Here is a 17442-nt window from a genome sequence, read left to right on the forward strand (position 1 = left end):
GAGTGCCCATGGTTAACGATGAACAAGGTCTCAATGAAGACACGCTGGTTTTGGACTACCTGCAGCAAGCCGGTATCACGGAGCGCTTGAACCGTCCCGGCACCACAGACGTTGCGATCAACCGGCCCTTCGAAATCTGGACCGACACGCCCAAAGGCTGGATGCGCGAGGATGCCCCTCACCTCGACTACGGCCTGTGCTGGAGGGTGGCCAACAGCTTGAGCGCGCTGAATCACCGCGTGCTGGCACCTAATACGCCTATTCATACGGTTGAATTGCCAGGTGGCGAGCGTGGCCAGCTGGTGATGGCCCCGGCGTGCGAGAAGGGTACGTTGTCCATGACCTTCCGTAAGCCGTCGCTTGAGCGTTTCACGCTGGACGATTACATCAAAAGCGGTCGTTTCGACCGTGCCCAGGCCGTTGCAGCGCCCCGCGTTGGCTTGGCCCCCTGGCAGGCTCAGATGAAGAAGGCACACAAGGACCGGGACTGGGGAAGGTTCTTCCCACAGGCTGTGTCCTACCGCCAGAACATCATCATCTTTGGTGGACCAGGCTCAGGCAAAACCACCTTCGGCAAAATGCTGATGGACCTGTACCCGACGAATCGCCGGATGCTGACCATCCAAGAGGTGTATGAGCTTGGGTTGCCTTATCACCCCAACAATGTCCATCTGTTCTACGGGCATGTGGTGACGCCCAAACAGCTAGTGGCCAGCGCCTTGCGGATGAAGCCCGACCATCTGTTCCTGGCCGAGCTAACCGGGGATGAGGTCTGGCACTTCATCGAGATTCTGAACACTGGCACCAAGGGTACGGTGACGACTGCGCACGCTAACGACAGCGAGGCAGGCTATGCCCGCGTATGTGGCCTGGTGAAGCAATCAGAGGTCGGCAAGGGCCTGGACTACTCATACATCGAGCGGCTGGTACGGTCCTCCTTCGATGTCGTGGTGTACATGGAAGGGACGCACATTCTTGAAGTGCATTACGAACCCGAACACAAACTGGCCTTGCTCAATCGGCAAATGGCAGCGGCCTAGGAGGCAGCTATGTGGTGGAGAGTCACGTTATCAATCCTGAGCCTTATGGCCGTGTGCTTCGTAATCGGGCTGTATGCAGGCGGCACGCTGTTTTTGTACCTGACCCACAGCCCGGTAGCTGACGTGTCCTGGAACACGTTGTGGGAAGCCAGGCACTTGCCCTGGAACGACCGGCGTCTGCTGTACCTGCCCTGGTCCTGGTGCGTCACGGTAGGGCTGACGTTCATGCCAGCAGGCTTTGCCCTCATGACCGTTTTTTTCAAGCTCAGGCCCAAGACCTCGCTGCACGGTGATGCCCGTTTTGCCAACGACCGCGAGCTGCGCCAGTTCGAGTACGCAGGCGAATACAAGAACACCAGCAAGGCCAGCAAGTAGGCCTTGCGCTCGCATTATGAACTAAAACTAAGTTTCCAAATTTATTGACCTTAATAGGCAAACTAATGAACGCAAATCCAGCACGGAATTATAAAGTTCCAGTAAAGTCCATTGTTATGATATTAGGGTTTTTGATAGCAATACTGGTTTCAATGTCGGCCCTATATGGCCTGTACAAAATACTACCCTTGGCGCTTTTGTCGCTAAGCACTTTGAAACCTTTGGAAATGCCTTGTGTAGGTTTGGCGCTAATGGCAACAGCAATGGGCATTAACAAAATGCCCGAAAAGTTAATTACCATCACTCGAAATATTGCTGCGCGGTTCTCAAAGCCCTAATTTCAAATTCTTGTTCTGATACTCCCCACTTACAAACCCTTTCCTACGCACCGCTACACAGTCGGCCAAGCCGCCTGGTGTGGAGCTGTGCCTGGACCTTACTCATGTGCAAAGGAATATGACGATGAACGTTCGTACCGCACTCACCCTGTCCGCTGTGTTCATGCTGTCGCTGTCTGGCTGCGCCACGCAATCCCAAGTCGATCAACAGACCCGGCAGCTGATCGAGGTAAACAACACGCTCAAGCAGATCCAGGTGGCTCAGCAGGTGGCCATTGCCCTGCAGCAAAACCAGGTAACCCTCCAGGTGCAAGGCAATGCCCAGGCCCTACAACGGCAAGCAGGGAGCCACTGATGGCCAAAGCCCAACCGATAAGCCCAACCAATCCTCAGCAGCGGATCGAAGAACATCCGGCGTTCTTGCTGGGCAAGCACCCGACAAAGGACGTATTTTTAGCCAGTTATGGGCAACAGTTTGTGCAATTGGCTGCACCACCTGGCTCGATGAAGGGGGTTAGTGCTGTAATCCCTAACCTACTGAGCTATCCCGATTCAATGGTGGTCAACGATCCCAAGTTCGAAAACTGGGACATCACTTCGGGTTTCCGGGCATCAGCTGGGCACAAGGTGTTCCGCTTTTCGCCTGAGCGTCTGGAGACGCACCGTTGGAATCCCGTGAGCGCTATTAGCCGCGATCCTCTGTACCGGCTAGGCGAGATTCGTACCCTAGCTCGCGTGCTGTTTGTCTCCGACAACCCGAAAAACCAGGAGTGGTACAACAAGGCAGGCAACGTCTTCACCGCCATTTTGCTGTATCTGATGGAAACCCCGGCAATGCCGGGTACGTTGCCTCAAACCTACGAAATTGCCTCGTTGGGTACGGGAATAGGGGCATGGGCACAGCAAATCATCGAGCAGCGTGGAGGTAGTGGACCGGACGCCCTTAGTACCGAAACCCTGCGCGAGTTGAACGGCGTGTTCGAGGCCTCAAAGAACAAGAGCAGTGGCTGGTCAACCACCGCAGACATTGTGCGCGATGTACTGTCGGTGTATGCCGAAAAGACCGTGGCGTGGGCGGTGTCGGGTGACGACATCGACTTTTCCATAATGCGCGAGCAAAAGACCACCATTTACTTCAGCGTGACGGAGGGTGCGCTGAAGAAGTACGGCCCGTTAATGAACCTGTTCTTCACGCAAGCCATACGGCTCAATTCCAAGGTACTGCCCGAGCAAGGCGGGCACTGCGCTGACGGCACGCTGCGATACAAGTACCAGCTGGCTTTGCTGATGGACGAATTCGCCATCATGGGCCGTATGGAAATCATGGAAACCGCGCCGGCCCTGACCCGAGGCGCCGGTTTGCGGTTCTTCCTGATTTTCCAGGGCAAGGACCAGATCCGGGCCATCTATGGAGAAGAAGCGGCCAACGGCATCATGAAGGCCATTCACAACGAAATCGTGTTCGCCCCTGGCGACATCAAACTGGCCGAGGAATACAGCAAGCGTTTGGGCAATACCACTGTGCGTGTGCAGAACCAGTCGTTCAAAAGACGAGATATCGCTAACAGCGGCCCGACAGACAGCTACAGCGAACAATCACGGCCTTTGATGCTGCCCCAGGAGGTGAACGAACTACCTTTCGACAAGCAGTTGATTTTCGTCCAGGGCAACAGGCAAACAGAGGCCATGAAGATCCTGGCGCGCAAGATCATCTATTTCGAAGAAGACGTCTTTAACGCTCGAAAGAACATGACACCGCCGCCACTACCGGTCGGTGACGCTACCAAGATCGACGCGCTGACCGTGCCTGTGCGTGCCGTTGAAGCCAAAGTGGCCCTGTCAGACGCCCAGCAACTGCAGGCCGAGCAGAAGCAGCGTTGGAGTCCCAAGGACAATGCTGCGCAAGCAGGCCCGGCGCAGCCAAACACCGTTGAGCCAGGTGATGTCGAGCCAGATCCTGAACCGACGCCCCCGATAGTAACCGCCCCACGCGAAACGCTGTAGCACCCCCACCGGCGCACCCAGGCGCCTGCAGGAGCAAAACATGAAAATCCTTCGCAACACGGCGGCCCCACAGGGCCAGGCCGAGGGCAACGCCGTGCCCGATCGCACTAAAAAACTGGTCTGCGCGCTGTTCGCATTGTGCCTGTCGGCCAGCGGCTCAGCCTATGCCGGTGACTCATGCAAATCCGTGCTGTGCATGTTCGGCAAGCTCACTGGCAACAGTGGTGGCAGCGCCTGCAGCAGCGCCGAGCGGGACTACTTCAGCATCCTGGTGAAGAAGCACGGGAACATCAAATGGAGCAAGACCGCCACGGCCCGCCTGGACTACCTCAACAGCTGTAACGGCGCCGACCGCAGCTACACCCAACAGATTAACGCCAAGTTCGGCACCGTCCGAGGCTGAAGGAGACAACCATGCGAGTATTCATCGCTGAAAAACCTGCGCTGGGCCAGGTCATTGCCGAAGCGCTAGGCACCGTCATACGCAAGGACGGGTATTTCGAATGCGGCAGCAACAATATCGTGACCTGGTGCGTTGGCCACCTGCTCGAACTGGCCCCGCCCGAGGCTCACAACCCCGAGTACAAAAACTGGGTTCAGGCCGATCTACCCTTGAAGCTGCGCCCGGCCAAGTACCAGCCCATCGCACGCACCAAGGACCAGCTGAGCATTGTCCAGCAGCTGATCGGGCGTGCCTCTGAAATCGTCCACGCGGGTGACCCGGACGACGAAGGCCAGCTGCTGGTGGATGAAGTCCTGGTGCATTTCGGCAACACCGCACCCGTGAAACGCATCCTGATTAACGATATGAACGCCAACGCTGCCCGCAAGGCCTTGGAGGGCTTGAAGGACAACAGCGAGTTCTACGGGCTGTTCCAGAAGGCCTTGGCGCGCAGCATTGGTGACCAGCTCTATGGGTTCAACATGACCCGCGCTTGCACCCTGGCCGGTAGGGCCAAAGGCGTCAAAGGCGTGCTGTCAGTGGGCCGCGTACAGACGCCGATCCTTGGGCTGATCGTGAACCGCTACCTAGCCAACACAAGCCACGCCAGCGCGTTCTATTACACGGTCGCGGCAAGCCTGACGTTGGGTAGCAGCCGTGCCCAGGCACGCCTTGTGGTGGCCGACGATGCCCCGATAGACGACAAGAAGCGGATCATCGATGAAGGCTACGCCTACCAGGTAGCCGATGCGTGTCGGCTAAAACCTGCCAACGTGATCGAGGCCCGTGTGGAGGAAAAGCAGACACCGGCCCCGCTGCCCTTCGCGCTGCTGGACCTTCAGGTGTACATGAGCAAGACCCACAGCATCGATGCGGAAAAGACCCTGGCACTGACCCAGGCCCTGCGCGAGAAGTACAAGGCCATCACCTATAACCGTTCCGATTGCAGCTACCTGTCAGACGAGCAATTTGCCGAAGCCCCGCATACCTTGGACCTGCTGAGTCAGGCCCTGCCGGACCTGGCCGGTATGTTTACTGAGGTGAAATCGGAGCGCAAAAGCCGCGCCTTTGACGACAGCAAGGTTTCAGCCCACACCGCGATCATCCCTACGGCAGTCAAGCTCAACGTGGACCAGCTGAGCGCCGATGAACGCGCCGTGTACCTGGCCATTGTGAAGCGCTACGTCGCGCAGTTCCTGCCCGAGAAGCGCTACCTGAGTGCCGAAGTGAAGTTTGGTGTGAGCGGCCATACCTACGTTGCCCGCTCCACCAAAGTGACCCACCCCGGCTGGACGGCACAGGTCACCGAAGAAAGCGATCAGGACGAAGACGCCCAGGACGCCGCCGAGGTGGCCAGCCCCTTCGATGCCCTGGCGGGTTTGAAGGTAGGTGATACAGGGGTATGCGATGGCATCACGGTCGCCAAGGAAAAGACCAAGCCCCTGCCGCTCTACACCGAAGCCACCTTGCTCAAGGATCTACAGCGGGTCGCCAAGTATGTAAAAGACCCCCGTATCAAGCAGCTGCTCATTGCCCGTGACCAGGGCAAGAAAGGCGAGAACGGCGGCATCGGCACACCGGCTACACGCGCCGCGATGCTGGCCAAGCTGCAGGAGCGCGGCTTTTACGCCGTCGATAAAAAAAAGCTGATCCCGACCCCGCTGGGCCTGGAGTTCATCGCCGCGCTACCGGCCATTGCCACCACGCCGGATATGACCGCGCTCTGGCATGAGCAGCAGCAGATGATCGAGGCCGGCGAGCTGACCGTGGATGCGTTCTTGGACGAGCTGGAAACCTTCATTGCCCACCAGGTGCAGAACGTGGACTTGGGCAATGTGCAAGGCGACGGCAAACCGGCTCTGACCAGCCTGAACGCCCTGTGCCCCATGTGCGGCACAGACCTGGCGGTAACGTCTCGCGTCATCGGTTGCCGGGGCTGCACCTGGAAGTTCTACCCGGAGGTCAGCGGCAAGATGCTGTCGCCTGGCCAGATCGAATCCTTGCTCAACACCGGCAAGACCGGCGTGCTGAAGGGCTTTCACAGCAAGAAAACCGGCAAGTCTTTTGATGCGGCCTTGAAGCTGAACAACGAAGCCAGGCTGGAATTCGTCTTCAGCCGCTAAACCCTGCGCATGACCCTTAGCCCATGGAGGCTTAGCAATGTCACACGAACGACTACCCAATGGGGCTTACGCGGCCCTGGAAGGGCTTCAGGCCCAGGCAGCAGCGGCAACCGCCACGTTCCCAGGCAACGACACAGAAACCGTGGCAGCGGGCCGCAAGGCGCTGGCTACCGCGCACGCACAGATGGCCAAACACCCCGACTGGGTGAACAAGATCATCAAGGCGTTGATGAACAGCAAGTCCAGCGTCACCGTCCAGACCGCAGACGCACAATGGTTGGCACAAACCTTCACTGAACGAGCCGCCCCGTGGCCTCCTGGTGAAAAAATGGATGCGCAGTGCCCTAACTGCCAACTCCACATGAGTGTGGATATCGTAAACGTTAGGGAGTGGGACCAGGACTGGCGCCCAGTCGATTGCGACACCTGCTTTGCGGACTTCGAGCTGCACGCGGATGGTCACACCGTGCTGGCCTCGCCCCGTCCCAAGCATCCCACTGCTAAAGGCCGCGAGCTTCTGGAAACCCCCATTTATTTTGACCCCGATGCCAGTGAGACGGCCCCTAACACCACAGCGGTTGAGATATTGCTGGGCGGTGTGGGTCGTCTGACGTTTCCCGATGGCACACAGCAGTTCGTGGACAACGATGAAGAACCTGCACTGATCTACTCGCCCCGCCTCACGCCTGACAAGTTGGAGCAGTTTTGCGAAAAGCACCTGGAGCGCTACGAGCGCTTTCACCAGGAACACGAAGAACAGCTGATGGACTTTGAGCGCGTGGCCATGGAGGCCTTCTGGTAAGCCCTGCAGCGCGCAACACCCCTCATACCCTTATGGAAGGAGCGCATCATGCGTGGCATCAATAAAGTGATTCTGGTAGGCACCTGCGGGCAAGATCCAGACGTGCGTTACCTGCCCAATGGCAACGCCGTCACCAACCTGAGCCTGGCCACCAGCGAACAGTGGACCGACAAGCAGAGTGGGCAGAAGGTCGAGCGCACCGAATGGCACCGCGTCTCACTGTTTGGCAAGGTGGCCGAAATCGCGGGCAACTACCTGCGCAAAGGCGCCCAGGTGTACATCGAAGGCAAGCTGCAAACCCGTGAATGGGAGAAGGACGGCATCAAGCGTTACACCACGGAAATCATTGTGGACATGCAAGGCACCCTGCAGCTGCTGGGAGGCCGACCACAAGGCGATCAGCATGACCACTCCAGTGGTCGGCAGGAAAACCACCAAGCCCCCCAGGCGCACGCCCAGCAGGCTCAGCAAGCCGCTGAGAAGCTCGCCGCCCCTAAGCGCTCACGTACATCGAGCAAACAGCAAACGCCTGCACCAGAGCCAGCGTTGGAGCCTGGTGCGTTTGACGATGATATCCCGTTCATGGACCCCTACCGGTTCAACTGGATGTTGATTTGACGCGCAGAAAGCCGGCCTAAGAAAGAACCGACCCGGCTTATGAGTGGAACCATCTTTTTGCCTGGTGCCACAGACGTCGGGGCCTTCAGAGAGTGGCAGTTGGTGCCAACTCAAATGCATAAAGCGGCTCTGTGGTTCAAAACACTATTCACTGAGAGGTAGCACTTATGACTTATGGAATCCGTGGAGGGCCTGGCGCATCGGCTTACTACCCCCAGCCGCAGCCTTTTGACGAGTTGAAATTGGACCAGGATAAAATTCAGGAAAAGACCGCCAAGCTTAAGGAAAAGGGCTACTTTACTGTTCCCATCTCAGAAACCACGAAAAGCTATCTTCGTGAGCAGAGCAGTCTCACTAATCGGGCATGGCAAGAACACGCTGTAGGAAAAATCGTTGATCTGAAGTCAACTGATTATGAGAAGTCAACCACGGAAGTGGCAAAGAACATCGCTGCCGCCCTTACGGGGACAGAAAAGGAGCTGACGCCTCAAGAGTTTCAGCTGCGACGTGCTAAAAATCAGGGGGCTGATCAATGGCATCGGGACAAGGAACCCAAGAAGGTTATTTGCATAGCGACGGTGGAGGGTCGTGGCACGGAATTCGTAAAGCACGGGGACTCAGAAGGCCTTTTTGGGACAGGGACCTACGGAAAAATGGTTCCGTTGGATGCTTCGGCCATTGAGCAACGGACAAAAGAAGCCAAGCAGGACCGTTTCTACTTCTTTGCTGGTAGGGGCATCAGCGAAGACAACATTCCTAAATTGATACATCGCTCGCCCCACGAAAAAGACAGATCCATTTTCCTGGCTCGATGGAAATAGGTATCACAGCAGGTTCAAGCGGTGGCCATATTCCTATGGGTGTTGGGCAAAGTCTCTCACGCCATTAAGCACGTCAGGTGCCGCGCTCACGGCTCGTCGTGACGCGCTTCACCGTCGCGGCGAACGGAAGCACGGGCGAAGCGCACACTTGACGCTACCCCGACCAGAAAAGGCTCACCTTGGGTGTGTGGGGTAGCTTCACCACCCCACGCTCCCGAGGTCAACGCGGCCGTTGCGGGATTACAAGGGCAGCGCCCTTGGTGTTGAACCCTTCCAGACACACACATTTTCAGTCGGCGCCCTTTGGGCGTCGCGACCTCTATCACCCTTCAATTATCAGGATTACCCACTATGAAAGTCGTCGTTATCAATTACACCGGCACCGTTGGCAAGACTACCATCGCGGCCAACCTCTTGTCCCCACGCATGGACGGTGCGCCGATCTATGCCATTGAGTCGATCAACGAAACGGCTGAGAACCTTGGCCTGGACGTGGAGAAACTGCGTGGTAACAAATTCCGCGAGCTGTTCAAGCGGCTCATGCTTGAGGACCAGGCCATCATCGACGTGGGAGCGTCCAACGTTGAAGATTTCATGGCCAACCTGGAGGAGTTTGAAGAAGCGCACGAGGAGGTTGATTACTACGTGGTCCCGGTGACCTCGGGCACCAAGGAGCAAAAAGAAACGGTCAGCATGATCGGTAGCCTGGCTGCCTTGGGCGTGCCTGCTGAGAAGATCCGCGTGGTGTTCAATCGCGTCAAAAAGGAGGTTGAATCAGAGTTTCCGATAATCTCCGCTTACCACCAGCAGGCCAGTGCATTCACTTTGAATCCAGAGTGCGCGGTGTTCGAATCGGAGTTGTTTGACGCCCTGTCTATCAATCGGATGTCCATGCAAAGCCTGATGGACGACGATACCGATTACAAAACCCTTCTTAAAAACAAAGAAGCCAGCGTGAAGGAGCGTAATCGTTGGTCAGATATGTACGGGTTGAAACTCTTGTGCAAAGGCGTTAACCGCAAGTTAGACCACGTGTTCGTAGAGCTTTTTGACCAGCAGGTGGCGTAATGAGTGAACATGAGGTCATTCCATCAAATGCCCGCGATGCGTTGATTATTGAGCTTTTAAGCGATGTAGGCCGCTTGCATGACGACATCAAAAGCATTCCAAAAACGCTTGAATTATCCATGCGCGATTCCCTGGATATTGTTGCCGATGCAGTAGAGGACGCTGAAGACACTGCTTTGATGCTGCAAAAAAGTACCAAAGAAATAATCCAGGCCACGGCTGCAAAAGCGGGCGTGGATGTAGGCATAGAAATGTCTACGGCCATTCACCAGAGCCTGGAACGCGTATTTGAACCAGCCTTGAACAGGGCTGCCACTAAAATCGAAAGCCTTGAGCAACGCATAACGAACCTGTCTGGCAATATTCGCGATACCCAGGCCACGCGTTTCAACTACATTGTCTTGGGCGGGTTGGTTGCGATAACCATTGCCGTTGTGTGCATCATGGGCTGGATCGCTATCACAGCCCAGGACGTTAATGAAACTAACAAGTGGTTTTACAACGAGTACAAAGCCCAGCAGGCTGTAATTGATAAATTGCCGCCTGACCTGAAAAAGCGTTTTGCCCGATAGCTGTAGCGTGGTCGTTCATGCAGCTGACTGGGTCGGTCAGCTGTTGTCATTAATCACACTGGCCCAGTCTGTGTTTTCCACCTCTTCCCTTATCTGCTTAAGGCTTTGTCTGAAATTTGCTTGAGGTTTTGCCCCATCGCCACTAAGCAACGCCGGTTTGTTGGTTGGTATGACTTGGGCCTTTTGAGGTGGAGAGGTTTTAGATTCTCCCGCTTGCTTCTTGGACTTTCGAATTCTGTACAGCGCCTGGTCGAAGTGGCGGAGGCTGATCGCTAGGCCAGTGTCTACCAGCTTTTGGTGAATTGCGGTTCTGCTAACGCCTGAGTTCAGCGCATGTTCAATCACGTCGTACAGCTCACGTATCTGTGCTGTGTGTGACCTGGTGCTGTCATCCCGAGCCAATTCGGCCAAGGCATCACGTCGATTCTGTGTTTCCTGAGCCATGATTCCCCTCTGGCACGTTGGTTTGATGCAAAAGTGATGTAATACCGATGTAGATCAGCGTATCACCGAAGGACAAAAACGCAATGCCGGGCATTTCCGAGGTATCTCGGAGCTTTTCAGATGTGCTTACGATGTAAAAAGCCAAAACCCCCGCGATCCCCCTAGCTAGCCCCACTCTCAGGGGCGGCAAACAGGCACGTTACCGATGTATACGGGGGCAAGCCCCCTCCTACATCGACGTGCCAAAGGGGACACCCCTTTGCAACCCCGCAGAGCGCTAGCGCTTCGCTTGTCGTTCGTCATCAGTCAGAAAAACAGTCGTCATTGTCGGAGGCCCCATGGCTGAGCAACCCAAGAAAACCCGCGTCCTGACCCTGCGCGTGACAGAGGAAGATTTCGCTGAAATCGACAAGAAGCTCAAAGCCACAGGCATGACGACATCCGAGTTTTTGCGTGATGTTTTCCTGAGTTCCAAGGTCACGTTCAACGTGAAGGAGTCCCGTCCAGTGGAATACCAGCGTTTGCTGTTCTTCTATAACAAGGCCAGCAACAACATTAACCAGCTGGCCCATAACGTTAATGCTGCCAACCGGCGCGGTCTGCTTTCCGAATCCGTGTATCTCAAATGGCTCAATAAGCTGGCCTCGATTGAGTCTCGCTTTTTGACAGGTATATCCAATGTTGATTAGGCCAAGTGGTTACAACACTGGCGCGAAGGAATATCTTGAAACAGGCAACAAATCAGGTCGTGAATTCACCCGCGACGAGTTGGACCACCGTATGGTCCTGGCAGGTGACCTGGACCTGACCCGCGCCATCTATGAAAGCATCCCCGACCGTGGCCAGGACCGCTATCTAACTTTCACAATCAGTTTCTACGAAGACATTATACCTGAAGATACGCTTCAAAACGTTACTCAGGAATTTAAGCAATTCCTGATGTATGCCTACAAAGATGAGGAATTTAACTTCTACGCCGAAGCCCACTTGCCCAAAATGAAGTGGGTCAATGATAAAAAAACCGGCGAACTCATTGAACGCAAGCCTCATATACACGTTATTGTGCCCCGCCTTAATTTGCTTAGCGGGAATGAGGCGAACCCGGTAGGCTTTTACAAGAACCATAAAAAGCACTTTGAAGCCTTTCAAGAGTATCTTAATCAGAAGTACGGCCTGGTTTCACCCAGGGAGCGTGTCCGTGTAGATATCAGCGATGCGGCCAGCGTACTGTCCAGGTACAAAGGCGATGATTTCTACGGCAAGAACCGTGAGTTCAAGCAGGCCCTGGTCAAGCAGGTTATTGAACAGAATGTGACTACCCGTGCTGACTTTTATGCCTTGGCTTCTACCCACGGTGAAACCCGCATTCGTAACCAGGGCAAGGACAATGAATACCTGGCAGTCAAGCTGCCTGGTGATGCGAAGTTTACGAACCTGAAAGAAACCATTTTTCAGGACAACTTCATTATTCACCGCGAGTTGAAAAAGCCGCCCCTGGATCAAGGGGTTATTGCACAGCGGCTCATGGAATGGCCGCAACGCTCAAAAGAAATCAAGTATGTGGAAAAGGCCACGCCCTCGTTTCGTCAGCGCTATGTGGCTGCTAGCCCCGAGGAAAAACAGCAATTACTTGCTGAGCGTGAGCAGAAATTCTACCGAACCTATGGAGAACCTTATGACAGCGTACAGCCCAGCCAACGGCAGAGAGATCACCAGCGAAGTGTTGCTGAAACTGAGGGGAGACGACCTGCGCAACCTTCCCATGGCCTGCAAGACGTGTCCCTCAGCGATGTGGCAGATCACCGGCAAGCCGGATCGACCGGAGGCCGTGACGGTCCGGTGCTATTGCCCAGTGATGCACACGTTCACATGGGACAGTCGCAACCAGGAGGAGATTCTGGATTGCGATCACCTGTACGAGGAGGAGGACGAGGAGGCCGCGCCACCGCAGCTGAGCCAGGCGGAAGAGGAAGCGAACCTGCCGCCGTTCCTCAAACAGCAACGCGAACGGCAACGTCTGGAGGCCCAGCAGCCCGCCGAGGCGCCGGAGGTACACGAAAGCCCCGAAACGCCCGAGTACAACGAGCTGGACGCGTAGTACCGCCCTATGCCAAGAACCCGCACCGGGTAGCCACAATCGCGGACATCGAGGCCCGTGGCCGGATGCTGTTCGATCCCTTGAAGCGACCAGCTGCGAAGGAGCTGGTGTTTCAACGAACGCCCTTTGGGTCGCTGGCCAGCGATAACCAGGTGCGGTCGCCAGCATTGAAGGCGACACCAGCTGCACCAGGTGCCGGGCAATCACCTGGTGCTCGTAAGCCACGCAAACCCCGCACTCGGCGTGCTGAAGGTGTTGTCCCGCCTTACGCGAAAAACCCCAACCGGGTGGCCACCGTCAAGGACATCGAGCAGCGCGCCCGGACGTTGTTCGATCCCTTGAAGCGTCCAGCTGCGAAGGAGTTGGTGTTTCATCGAACGCCCTTTGGATCGTTGGCTAGCGATAACCAGGTGCGGTTGCCGGTAATGAAGGCTGCACCAGCTGCTGGGCAATCACCTGGTGCTCGTAAGCCGCGTAAACCCCGCACTCGGCGTGCTGCAGGTGTTGTTCCGCCTTACGCGAAAAACCCCAACCGGGTGGCCACCGTCAAGGACATCGAGCAGCGCGCCCGAATGTTGTTCGACCCGCTCAAGCGACCCGTGGAAAAGCCCCTGGTGTTCAAGCGTGCGCCGATCAAGGCGCTGGCTGCCAACAGGCAAGCTTCAACGGTTGCCGCGTACTTCACCCGCGAAGCGCAGCAGAACCAGATTCTACCCGCGCACCGTCACGCGCTCCGGCGAGTTGACCAGCAGTTCTATTCAACCCGACGCGCCGTGTTTTCCGATGAGCGCTTAACTCGCCAGGACAAGGCACAGCTTATTTCCGTGTTGACCTTCGAGCGGTTGCGAGCGCGTGAACAGATTCAATCCCCCCAACCCAACATCGAGGTAAACCTAATGGGCAGTGCAGCCATACGCGAACTAATCGAGGACGAAAAGGAAGACCCCGGCTACACCATCAGCGGGGCCAAGGGACCAAGCCCTGAAGGCGTGCGTGATCGCGTGAAGCGGGTCATGGATAACTTCGCCAAGCAGGTAGACCCGGACGCGGCCAGTGAGCGCGCACGCGACCTGAGCGCCAAGGACCTGTACACGCGCAAGGCCAAGTTCAGCCAGAACGTGCATTACCTGGACAAGCAAACCGACAAGACCTTGTTTGTGGACACAGGCAAGTCTATTTCCATGCGCCGTACTGGTATCACCGAATCAGGTGTGGCCGTGGCCCTGCAGCTGGCCAAGGAGCGGTTTGGCAGCACCCTGACCATTAACGGCACCGAAGACTTCAAAAAGCTGGTGATCGATGCGGTGGCCAAGAACGGCCTGGATATCCATTTCACAGACCCTGCGATGAACAAGGGGCTGGCTGCTCGCCGTGCTGAGCTGGAGATCGAAAAGGACGGGCAGAGCATCGAACCCGGTGTGGCGCCCTCCCAGGATGTTCAGAAACCTGGCCAGGCTCAGCAGCAAACGCAGCCTTCACCTTCTACGTCAGCCCCGGCACCCACGAAGGCAACCCCCGATCCCGACCTGCAGAGTGCTAGCGAGCTGGTCAGACGTGAAGCGCAATACCGCGAGCGTATGGGCATGACCGAGACGGATGTAAAAGCGTCCGACACGGTGATGGGTCTACGCGGTGAAGACCATGCCATGTGGATGATTGCCACAGGCGACAAGACCCCTGAAGCCGTGGCCATGCTCACTACCTACATGGAGCACGATCACTACCGTGAGGCGTTCAAGGAAACGGTTGAATCGGTCTACCGGCAGGCCCAGGGTTCGCCTGAAGCGCTCCAGTCACTGGATGAAGCGATGGGCCAGGCAGAGACTATCGTGAACGAAGTGGAGGCCCGTCTGCATTCAGCTGTACCGGCGCCTGCAGCAGAGGCACCGAAGGCTGCAGGCAGGGTCATCGAGGGCGAACTGGTGGACCACGGCGCTGCGCCGTATCAGCACCAGGACGACAAGCAGATGAGCTACTTCGTCACCGTAAAGACCGATACCGGCGACCGTACCGTGTGGGGAGTCGGGCTTGAAGACGCGATGCAGGATGCCGACCTGTCCCGAGGTGACCAGGTGCGCCTGGAGGACCATGGCACACGCCCGGTCGTGGTACAGGAGGTCATGGAGGATGGCAGCGTGAAGGAGAAGACCACCCAACGCCGTGAGTGGTCAGCGTCACCGCCTGTCCCTGAGCGGGACGTGGCCGATACAACCCCCAAGGGCCTGGCCGTGGCGGCTGGTACACCTGAACTGCCTGAGCCGGAGCAAGAAGCCGGTATGGGTATGGACTGACAGCGATAGCGTGCCGCCTCCTGGTGGGAGGTGGCCACCGTTGTTCCAGCACACACAGACCACTTTTAGGAGTTTTCCATGCACGCCAAACCCCACGGTCGCAAGGTTCGATTAGACACGCTCGCCCAGCTGGCCACACAGATCAGTACCCAAGACGCTCCCCAACACAAGGCTATTGCGCTGCAGCTGCGCACGGCAATTGTGGAGGGCATCCTGCAGCCGGGTGACAACCTCACCCAACAGGCCATCGCCAATGCCTTTGGGGTCAGCCGAATGCCTGTGCGTGAAGCGCTCAGGACGTTGGAAGCCCAGGGCTATCTCCAAGGCGATAAACACAAAGCCTACGTGGTAACGGATGTCAGCGCGGCCACCTGGCCAGAGGATTTGCCAGGTCTGCTACGGGCTGTGACAGAGCAGTACGCGGCCTGTGAGACCGAACAAGCCCGTCAAGTGTTTGGTCACCAGGTCATGGAGTGCTTGGCATCACTGAATGACCTCAAAACGGCACGGGCCAGCTAAGGCGCTGGTCCGCTAGCTTTTGGCGCTTAATCAGGCCGCTTTTTTCTTCACTGTGAAATCGATTTCCAAATCTGCACTGGCGAGCATATTTACCAGGGCGTCCAGGGAAAACTTGTCGATTTTTCCGTTCAGCAACTCACTCAAGCGCGGTTGGGTCACGTGCAGTTGTCGTGCCGCATCTTTCTGCGAGAGATTCCAAGACCGAACCGTCTTGGTCAGCACGCGCATAAGCTTTGAGCGCAGCCGAAGATTCTCGGCCTCGTCAGGCGAATCAACCAACGCATCCCACACGGAGGTAGAGCGTTCGTTTGCCATTTCAAATTCCTCTGTTTACATCAGTTCGTCTAGAAGGTGGCATAGAGTCAGACTGAGCCTAGCGCTTGACCCCCAGCCATAAGGGCAAGGGGTTGTCAGGCCCTCCCTGCTGCCAAAGGGTAGGGCGATCTATCAGTCCAGCGACCTGTACCGGGCCTTCGCCAGGTCAATGTCGCGCTTTTCCGTCTTCTCAGTGGTCTTGCGAAATGCGTGCAAGACGTAGACCGCTTCTGGTCGGCTCACCACATAGAACACGCGAAAAGCCCCGTCTTTGCATTTGATGCGGATTTCCCGCACACCGTGTCCCACGCTTTCCATTGGCTTCCAGTCGGCAGGTTCTTCCCCGTCCTGGATCAGCTCCAGCTGGTACCCAGCACGCTGCTTAGCGACTGGGGGGAATTCTCGCAGGTCTTCCTTACTAGTCCCCAACCATTCGATTGGTTTTTGATCGTTCAGCATTGACTGGATTCCTTATAAACAAATTTTTCCGGGGCTCGTTCATTGGTGGTGCTCCTGTCGGACTAAGGTGTTGATGTACCCATGAGCCTTGATGCGAGGTCACGGGGTTTACGGCGATAGGCAACATCGATATTATATCGATACCGATATAAATTCAACTGAGCGTTTGTGTGGTCGCTGGCCCTAGCAAAGCTGTTTCGAGGATGCTTATGTAGATCGTTGATAGCAGCGGATTTGTACAGCGAAAGGCGGAACGCTCGTGGTACTATCCGGCGCAGCTTTATTTGCAGGAAAGCAAACGATGTAGATTCCCGAATCGCAGAAACCAAAAAGCCCCGCTTGCAGGCGGGGCTTTTTGGAAAATCCTGAACAGGCCGTTTTAGTAGGCGGAGAACCTGTCCAGCACACATAACGTGAGTCAATTATGGCCATCACTTAGGCTTCGTGCAAGCCCTAAAAAGTGATCCAGAATGGCTCACCGCTAAACGGCGGACCCATGGAAAAGAATTCCACTGCGGCTGTGCCATCCCCTGGCCACAGTCCGTACAACAAGAAACATTCGAACCTGACAGCATTCACCCCAGTACGTGGCCACCGTGCCGCAGGCGGTGAAGCATGAGCCGCCTGAAGGTCGTCAAGCTCGCCCCCTCTGATCCCCACTCCGCTTTGCGCAGATCGGCCCGTCAACTCCCTGCCCGCCGTGACACCCCCCGTCACCTCTCCGAACAGCAACTTAAAAACCCCCTGATCCGTAGCGCCTATGAGCGCCTGAGCAACATGGACGCCTACCGTGGTCGCTACCTGCGCCGCCTGGATGGCGTTCACGGCGACCGCCGTACCCGCCGTGAGAAATTCCTGGCCATCGAGCGCGTAGCCGAACAGCTCCTGGTGCGCCTGGACCTGGCCACCAGCGTGCTGGGCTACATCGACCCCGCCAATGGCCGCTACGTCCTCAATACGCAATGCGGCATTGCCGAGGATGCAGGTATCTCAGCCCCGGCACTCTGCCGTTTGCTGAAGACCCTGGACGATGCAGGTTACGTGTACCGCCGCGTCGAGCGCATTCGCCTGGACGAAAAGGACGACAACGGTTTGCACCTGGTGCGTACCCGC

At 56.6% G+C, this 17442-nt stretch carries 19 protein-coding genes and 1 pseudogene; 16 read left to right on the forward strand and 4 right to left on the reverse strand.

The window, feature by feature from the left end:
- Nucleotides 1–8 precede the first annotated feature (8 nt).
- From virB11 to HBH25_RS21935, 11 genes are all read left to right on the forward strand, one after another.
- Nucleotides 9–1040, forward strand: a complete 1032-nt coding sequence (gene virB11 / locus HBH25_RS21885; protein ID WP_168086068.1) for a P-type DNA transfer ATPase VirB11 — start codon at nucleotides 9–11, stop codon at nucleotides 1038–1040.
- Between the two features lie 9 nt (nucleotides 1041–1049).
- Nucleotides 1050–1415, forward strand: a complete 366-nt coding sequence (locus tag HBH25_RS21890) for a hypothetical protein (RefSeq protein ID WP_168086069.1) — start codon at nucleotides 1050–1052, stop codon at nucleotides 1413–1415.
- Between the two features lie 462 nt (nucleotides 1416–1877).
- Nucleotides 1878–2108, forward strand: a complete 231-nt coding sequence (locus tag HBH25_RS21895; protein WP_168086070.1) for a hypothetical protein — start codon at nucleotides 1878–1880, stop codon at nucleotides 2106–2108.
- A complete protein-coding gene (locus tag HBH25_RS21900; RefSeq protein ID WP_168086071.1) occupies nucleotides 2108–3757 on the forward strand; it encodes a type IV secretory system conjugative DNA transfer family protein in 1650 nt (549 codons plus the stop codon). Before HBH25_RS21895 ends, HBH25_RS21900 begins: the two co-directional genes overlap by 1 nt.
- Before the next feature lie 40 nt (nucleotides 3758–3797).
- On the forward strand, nucleotides 3798–4160 hold the full coding sequence (locus HBH25_RS21905; protein WP_168086072.1) for a TrbM/KikA/MpfK family conjugal transfer protein: 363 nt from the start codon (nucleotides 3798–3800) through the stop codon (nucleotides 4158–4160).
- Between the two features lie 11 nt (nucleotides 4161–4171).
- On the forward strand, nucleotides 4172–6322 hold the full coding sequence (locus HBH25_RS21910; protein ID WP_168086073.1) for a type IA DNA topoisomerase: 2151 nt from the start codon (nucleotides 4172–4174) through the stop codon (nucleotides 6320–6322).
- Between the two features lie 37 nt (nucleotides 6323–6359).
- Nucleotides 6360–7124 carry a hypothetical protein gene (locus HBH25_RS21915; RefSeq protein WP_168086074.1) on the forward strand — a complete coding sequence of 255 codons (765 nt, stop codon included), beginning with the start codon at nucleotides 6360–6362 and terminating at the stop codon, nucleotides 7122–7124.
- A gap of 45 nt (nucleotides 7125–7169) precedes the next feature.
- On the forward strand, nucleotides 7170–7742 hold the full coding sequence (locus tag HBH25_RS21920) for a single-stranded DNA-binding protein (protein WP_343041782.1): 573 nt from the start codon (nucleotides 7170–7172) through the stop codon (nucleotides 7740–7742).
- Between the two features lie 167 nt (nucleotides 7743–7909).
- Complete coding sequence (locus tag HBH25_RS21925; protein ID WP_168086076.1) at nucleotides 7910–8563, forward strand: type III effector HopAZ1; 654 nt, start codon at nucleotides 7910–7912, stop codon at nucleotides 8561–8563.
- Nucleotides 8564–8914: 351 nt separating this feature from the next.
- Nucleotides 8915–9631, forward strand: coding sequence for a StbB family protein (stbB, locus tag HBH25_RS21930; RefSeq protein ID WP_168086077.1), 717 nt, complete (start codon nucleotides 8915–8917; stop codon nucleotides 9629–9631).
- Nucleotides 9631–10203, forward strand: a complete 573-nt coding sequence (locus HBH25_RS21935; RefSeq protein WP_168086078.1) for a hypothetical protein — start codon at nucleotides 9631–9633, stop codon at nucleotides 10201–10203. Before stbB ends, HBH25_RS21935 begins: the two co-directional genes overlap by 1 nt.
- 36 nt (nucleotides 10204–10239) lie before the next feature.
- Here the strand turns inward: HBH25_RS21935 and HBH25_RS21940 are convergent, their stop codons facing one another.
- Nucleotides 10240–10647, reverse strand: coding sequence for a hypothetical protein (locus HBH25_RS21940; RefSeq protein WP_168086079.1), 408 nt, complete (start codon nucleotides 10645–10647; stop codon nucleotides 10240–10242).
- 338 nt (nucleotides 10648–10985) lie between these two features.
- Here HBH25_RS21940 and HBH25_RS21945 point away from each other — a divergent pair, with 338 nt between their 5' ends.
- Entirely contained in the window at nucleotides 10986–11336 is a 351-nt protein-coding gene (locus HBH25_RS21945; protein ID WP_168086080.1) for a plasmid mobilization protein, read from the forward strand.
- Between the two features lie 490 nt (nucleotides 11337–11826).
- Here HBH25_RS21945 and HBH25_RS21950 read toward each other — a convergent pair whose 3' ends face one another.
- Nucleotides 11827–12150, reverse strand: a complete 324-nt coding sequence (locus tag HBH25_RS21950) for a hypothetical protein (RefSeq protein ID WP_168086046.1) — start codon at nucleotides 12148–12150, stop codon at nucleotides 11827–11829.
- 172 nt (nucleotides 12151–12322) lie between these two features.
- Between HBH25_RS21950 and HBH25_RS23610 the strand changes: the two genes are divergently transcribed.
- The 3 genes from HBH25_RS23610 to HBH25_RS21965 all read left to right on the forward strand — a co-directional run bounded on the left by HBH25_RS23610 (nucleotide 12323) and on the right by HBH25_RS21965 (nucleotide 15555).
- Nucleotides 12323–12745 carry a hypothetical protein gene (locus tag HBH25_RS23610; RefSeq protein ID WP_168086081.1) on the forward strand — a complete coding sequence of 141 codons (423 nt, stop codon included), beginning with the start codon at nucleotides 12323–12325 and terminating at the stop codon, nucleotides 12743–12745.
- A 1013-nt stretch (nucleotides 12746–13758) separates the two neighbouring features.
- Entirely contained in the window at nucleotides 13759–15036 is a 1278-nt protein-coding gene (locus HBH25_RS23615) for an LPD7 domain-containing protein (RefSeq protein WP_343041783.1), read from the forward strand.
- A 78-nt stretch (nucleotides 15037–15114) separates the two neighbouring features.
- Nucleotides 15115–15555, forward strand: coding sequence for a GntR family transcriptional regulator (locus tag HBH25_RS21965; protein ID WP_168086082.1), 441 nt, complete (start codon nucleotides 15115–15117; stop codon nucleotides 15553–15555).
- 30 nt (nucleotides 15556–15585) lie between these two features.
- Here HBH25_RS21965 and HBH25_RS21970 read toward each other — a convergent pair whose 3' ends face one another.
- Together HBH25_RS21970 and HBH25_RS21975 are read right to left on the reverse strand one after the other, a co-directional pair.
- The gene (locus HBH25_RS21970) at nucleotides 15586–15870 is read right to left on the reverse strand and encodes a helix-turn-helix domain-containing protein (protein WP_168086083.1); all 285 of its coding nucleotides are present in this window, start codon (nucleotides 15868–15870) and stop codon (nucleotides 15586–15588) included.
- A gap of 132 nt (nucleotides 15871–16002) precedes the next feature.
- Entirely contained in the window at nucleotides 16003–16329 is a 327-nt protein-coding gene (locus tag HBH25_RS21975; RefSeq protein ID WP_178089101.1) for a type II toxin-antitoxin system RelE/ParE family toxin, read from the reverse strand.
- Nucleotides 16330–16944: 615 nt separating this feature from the next.
- On the opposite strand from HBH25_RS21975, the pseudogene HBH25_RS21980 reads away from it, so the two are divergent.
- A pseudogene (locus HBH25_RS21980) lies at nucleotides 16945–17442 on the forward strand (hypothetical protein); the annotation flags it as partial.

The organism is Pseudomonas quercus (assembly GCF_012033695.1).
Taxonomy (GTDB): Bacteria; Pseudomonadota; Gammaproteobacteria; order Pseudomonadales; family Pseudomonadaceae; genus Aquipseudomonas; species Aquipseudomonas quercus.

Bases quoted from the DNA above. Each gene is read 5' to 3' on its own strand.
- virB11 (WP_168086068.1), top strand. From the start codon at position 9: ATGGTTAACGATGAACAAGGTCTCAATGAAGACACGCTGGTTTTGGAC.
- HBH25_RS21940 (WP_168086079.1), bottom strand. From the start codon at position 10,647: ATGGCTCAGGAAACACAGAATCGACGTGATGCCTTGGCCGAATTGGCT.
- HBH25_RS23615 (WP_343041783.1), top strand. From the start codon at position 13,759: ATGGATAACTTCGCCAAGCAGGTAGACCCGGACGCGGCCAGTGAGCGC.
- HBH25_RS21935 (WP_168086078.1), top strand. From the start codon at position 9,631: ATGAGTGAACATGAGGTCATTCCATCAAATGCCCGCGATGCGTTGATT.
- stbB (WP_168086077.1), top strand. From the start codon at position 8,915: ATGAAAGTCGTCGTTATCAATTACACCGGCACCGTTGGCAAGACTACC.
- HBH25_RS21905 (WP_168086072.1), top strand. From the start codon at position 3,798: ATGAAAATCCTTCGCAACACGGCGGCCCCACAGGGCCAGGCCGAGGGC.
- HBH25_RS21900 (WP_168086071.1), top strand. From the start codon at position 2,108: ATGGCCAAAGCCCAACCGATAAGCCCAACCAATCCTCAGCAGCGGATC.
- HBH25_RS21915 (WP_168086074.1), top strand. From the start codon at position 6,360: ATGTCACACGAACGACTACCCAATGGGGCTTACGCGGCCCTGGAAGGG.
- HBH25_RS21970 (WP_168086083.1), bottom strand. From the start codon at position 15,870: ATGGCAAACGAACGCTCTACCTCCGTGTGGGATGCGTTGGTTGATTCG.
- HBH25_RS21890 (WP_168086069.1), top strand. From the start codon at position 1,050: ATGTGGTGGAGAGTCACGTTATCAATCCTGAGCCTTATGGCCGTGTGC.
- HBH25_RS21925 (WP_168086076.1), top strand. From the start codon at position 7,910: ATGACTTATGGAATCCGTGGAGGGCCTGGCGCATCGGCTTACTACCCC.
- HBH25_RS21965 (WP_168086082.1), top strand. From the start codon at position 15,115: ATGCACGCCAAACCCCACGGTCGCAAGGTTCGATTAGACACGCTCGCC.
- HBH25_RS23610 (WP_168086081.1), top strand. From the start codon at position 12,323: ATGACAGCGTACAGCCCAGCCAACGGCAGAGAGATCACCAGCGAAGTG.
- HBH25_RS21910 (WP_168086073.1), top strand. From the start codon at position 4,172: ATGCGAGTATTCATCGCTGAAAAACCTGCGCTGGGCCAGGTCATTGCC.
- HBH25_RS21895 (WP_168086070.1), top strand. From the start codon at position 1,878: ATGAACGTTCGTACCGCACTCACCCTGTCCGCTGTGTTCATGCTGTCG.
- HBH25_RS21945 (WP_168086080.1), top strand. From the start codon at position 10,986: ATGGCTGAGCAACCCAAGAAAACCCGCGTCCTGACCCTGCGCGTGACA.
- HBH25_RS21975 (WP_178089101.1), bottom strand. From the start codon at position 16,329: ATGCTGAACGATCAAAAACCAATCGAATGGTTGGGGACTAGTAAGGAA.